Origin of the sequence: Flavobacterium sp. (assembly GCF_040402835.1) — a bacterium.
Taxonomy (GTDB): Bacteria; Bacteroidota; Bacteroidia; order Flavobacteriales; family Flavobacteriaceae; genus Flavobacterium.
This window is the reverse complement of record NZ_JBBALW010000055.1, coordinates 1-3,651: the sequence shown is the minus strand read 5'-3', so window position 1 is coordinate 3,651 and position 3,651 is coordinate 1. Positions and strand designations below refer to the sequence as shown.

4 protein-coding genes are annotated in these 3,651 nt (G+C 35.2%); all 4 read left to right on the top strand.

What is annotated here, in order from left to right; all coding sequences use genetic code 11:
• Positions 1-167: 167 nt before the first annotated feature.
• The 4 genes from thrS (at position 168) to rplT (ending at position 3,526) form a co-directional block, all read left to right on the top strand.
• Positions 168-2,114 carry a threonine--tRNA ligase gene (thrS, locus tag AC9UEH_RS11490; RefSeq protein WP_509532010.1) on the top strand — a complete coding sequence of 649 codons (1,947 nt, stop codon included), beginning with the start codon at positions 168-170 and terminating at the stop codon, positions 2,112-2,114.
• Between the two features lie 16 nt (positions 2,115-2,130).
• Positions 2,131-2,688: a translation initiation factor IF-3 gene (infC, locus tag AC9UEH_RS11485; RefSeq protein WP_509532012.1), complete on the top strand. Its 558-nt coding sequence runs from the start codon at positions 2,131-2,133 to the stop codon at positions 2,686-2,688.
• Between the two features lie 135 nt (positions 2,689-2,823).
• On the top strand, positions 2,824-3,021 hold the full coding sequence (gene rpmI, locus AC9UEH_RS11480) for a 50S ribosomal protein L35 (protein WP_022827375.1): 198 nt from the start codon (positions 2,824-2,826) through the stop codon (positions 3,019-3,021).
• 160 nt (positions 3,022-3,181) lie between these two features.
• On the top strand, positions 3,182-3,526 hold the full coding sequence (gene rplT / locus AC9UEH_RS11475; protein WP_509532005.1) for a 50S ribosomal protein L20: 345 nt from the start codon (positions 3,182-3,184) through the stop codon (positions 3,524-3,526).
• The last annotated feature ends 125 nt before the right edge of the window (positions 3,527-3,651 follow it).

The window sequence follows — 3,651 nt, the reverse complement described above, 5'->3', positions numbered from 1 at the left end:
AAACAACTTTTTGAACGAGGACTTGGAACGGAAAGCTGGAAAGAGCTGCTGAAAAAGTTGATTTAACTAGAATTTGTAACTTTTTAACGCTATTTTACAATTACTTACCTATATAAATTGCGTGGTTTTTTGTAAACCATTATATTTGCGTTCATAAATTTTAAAAAATGATTAAGATTACATTGCCCGATGGGTCTGTTAAGGAGTTTAAAATTGGTGCTACACCGATGGATGTTGCGATAAATATTAGTGAAGGATTTGCTAGAAATGTGATTTCTGCGGCATTTAACGGAACGACGATTGAGACGTCAACGCCTTTAACGACTGACGGTGCGCTTGTTTTATATACTTGGAATGACGAAAACGGGAAGAAAGCGTTCTGGCATTCGACGTCTCACGTTATGGCGCAAGTTTTAGAAGAAATGTATTCTGGAATTAAATTAACGCTTGGACCAGCGATTAGTAACGGATTTTATTACGATGTTGATTTTGAAGATCACAAGATTACCGATGCTGATTTTAAGAAAATTGAAGATCGCGTTTTGGAAATTTCAAGAGAAAAACACGAATTTAAGTTGCGTCCTGTTTCAAAAGCAGAGGCATTGGAAGTTTATAAAGACAATGTTTATAAAACTGAATTGATAACTAATTTGGAAGACGGCACGATTACTTTTTGTGATCACGCTACTTTTACTGATTTGTGTCGTGGTGGTCATATTCCGAATACTGGAATTATCAAGGCGATGAAAGTGATGAGTGTTGCCGGTGCTTACTGGCGTGGTGACGAGAAAAATAAGCAATTGACACGTGTTTATGGAACTTCGTTTCCAAAGCAAAAAGATTTGACGGAATATTTAGAATTGCTAGAAGAGGCAAAACGTCGTGATCATAGAAAATTAGGAAAAGAATTGGAATTGTTTGCGTTTTCACAAAAAGTGGGACAAGGATTGCCTTTGTGGTTACCAAAAGGTGCTGCTTTGAGAGATCGATTGGAACAATTTTTGAAAAAAGCACAGAAAAAAGCGGGTTACGAGCAAGTAATTACGCCTCATATTGGACAAAAAGAATTGTACGTTACTTCGGGACATTATGCGAAATATGGTGCGGATAGTTTTCAACCGATAACGACTCCTGCTGAAGGTGAAGAATTTTTGTTGAAACCAATGAACTGCCCACACCACTGTGAAATTTACAATACAAAACCTTGGTCGTATAAAGATTTGCCAAAGCGTTACGCTGAATTTGGAACGGTTTATAGATACGAGCAAAGTGGAGAATTGCATGGTTTGACTCGTGTTCGTGGATTTACTCAGGATGATGCGCATATTTTTTGTACGCCAGAACAATTGGATGAAGAATTCAAAAAAGTAATTGATTTGGTATTGTACGTTTTCAGTTCTTTAGGATTTGAAAATTTTACAGCTCAAATTTCGTTGCGGGACAAAGAAAATAGAGACAAATATATAGGTTCCGATGAAAATTGGGAAAAAGCAGAGAATGCAATCATAAATGCTGCTGCGGATAAAGGGTTGAACACCGTTATTGAATACGGAGAAGCTGCTTTCTATGGTCCGAAATTGGATTTTATGGTAAAAGATGCTTTGGGAAGACAATGGCAATTGGGAACAATTCAGGTTGATTATAATTTGCCTGAGCGATTTGAATTGACTTATAAAGGTTCTGATAATGAATTGCACCGACCGGTAATGATTCACCGAGCGCCATTTGGTTCTATGGAACGATTTATCGCTATTTTATTAGAGCATACTGCAGGAAATTTCCCACTTTGGTTGATGCCAGAACAAGCAATAATATTATCTTTGAGCGAGAAATATGAAAATTATGCTAAAAAAGTTTTAAATCTGCTAGAAAATCACGAAATTCGCGCCCTTGTAGATAATCGAAATGAAACTATTGGCAAGAAAATTAGGGATGCTGAAATGCAAAAAACCCCGTTTATGTTGATTGTAGGCGAGGAAGAAGAGAAAAATGACACCATTTCTATACGCCGTCATGGACAGGAAGGAAAAGGAAATAGTAGCGTTACAATCGAAGAATTTGCTTCAATTGTGAATGAAGAAATCAACAAAACATTAAAAGTATTTACAGTTTAACTTAAATTATAAAGTCATAGCAATAAGAAGCAACAGAGGTTATCAACCTCGAGTAGAAAAAAAAGATGCACATAGGATTAACAATCTTATTCGTGGTGTACAAGAAGTAAGACTTGTAGGTGAAAACATTGAGCCAGGGGTTTTCAAACTTACAGAGGCATTGCGTTTAGCAGATGAATTTGAACTAGATTTAGTTGAAATTTCTCCGAATGCTGAACCACCAGTTTGTAAAATTATGGATTATAAAAAATTCATATATGAGCAAAAGAAACGTGACAAAGCGCTTAAAGCAAAATCTACGCAAGTAGTAGTAAAAGAAATTCGTTTCGGGCCTCAAACTGATGAGCACGATTATGAGTTTAAAAGAAAGAATGCTGAGAAATTCTTAAAAGAAGGAGCAAAATTGAAAGCTTTTGTATTCTTTAAAGGACGTTCAATTATCTATAAAGATCAAGGTCAAATCTTGCTTTTGAGATTAGCAACAGATTTAGAAGAATTTGGTAAAGTAGAAGCGATGCCAGTTCTTGAAGGAAAGAGAATGATTATTTTCATTGCTCCGAAGAAGAAAAAGTAAAATCCTCCCCTAACCCCTCCGAAGGAAGGGAACTAAAAAAGGAGAAACAAATATCACTTCTCGGCTCCCTCCCCTTCGGGGAGGGCTGGGGAGGGGAAAAATAAGTAAGTAAGAATAATTAAACACTAGGAAAAAATGCCTAAAATGAAAACCAAATCTAGCGCCAAGAAACGATTTAAAGTTACTGGTTCTGGAAAGATTAAAAGAAAGCATGCTTTTAAAAGTCATATTTTGACTAAAAAATCTAAAAAACGTAAATTAGCTTTGACACACTCAGCGCTAGTTCACAAAACAGATATGAAAAGCATCAAACAACAATTAAGAATTATCTAATAATTGACAATGCATAATTGATAATGGATAATTAATTATCAATTGTCAATTATCAATTAAAAATTCTTTAGGTTAAAATTAAATTTAATAACCTTGGAGTATGGCCTTTAAGTTCTCTTGATTAAATTCGGGACGCCTGCTACAAAAAAACAGTAAAATTATGCCAAGATCGGTAAATTCAGTTGCTAAAAGAGCACGAAGAAAAAAAATAATGAAGCAAGCCAAAGGTTTCTTTGGAAGACGTAAAAACGTTTGGACAGTTGCGAAAAATGCGGTAGAGAAAGCAATGTGCTACGCTTACCGTGATAGAAAAGTGAACAAAAGAAATTTCCGTGCTTTATGGATTCAACGTATCAACGCTGGAGCTAGATTGGAAGGAATGTCGTATTCACAATTCATGGGGAAAATCAAAAAGCATAACATCGAATTGAACAGAAAAGTTCTTGCAGATTTAGCAATGAACCACCCAGTAGCATTCAAAGCTGTACTTAATAAAGTAAAATAAACGTTTTATAAACACTATTTAAACTTACTAAAAAAAAACCCATTCGAAAGAATGGGTTTTTTGATTTAAATATTTTGTCTTGTCCTGAAATAGCGATACACAAAATTCATCGTTATGGAAAACAA

Coding starts and splice junctions, on each gene's coding strand:
- thrS (WP_509532010.1), top strand. CDS start 168: ATGATTAAGATTACATTGCCCGATGGGTCTGTTAAGGAGTTTAAAATT.
- rpmI (WP_022827375.1), top strand. CDS start 2,824: ATGCCTAAAATGAAAACCAAATCTAGCGCCAAGAAACGATTTAAAGTT.
- rplT (WP_509532005.1), top strand. CDS start 3,182: ATGCCAAGATCGGTAAATTCAGTTGCTAAAAGAGCACGAAGAAAAAAA.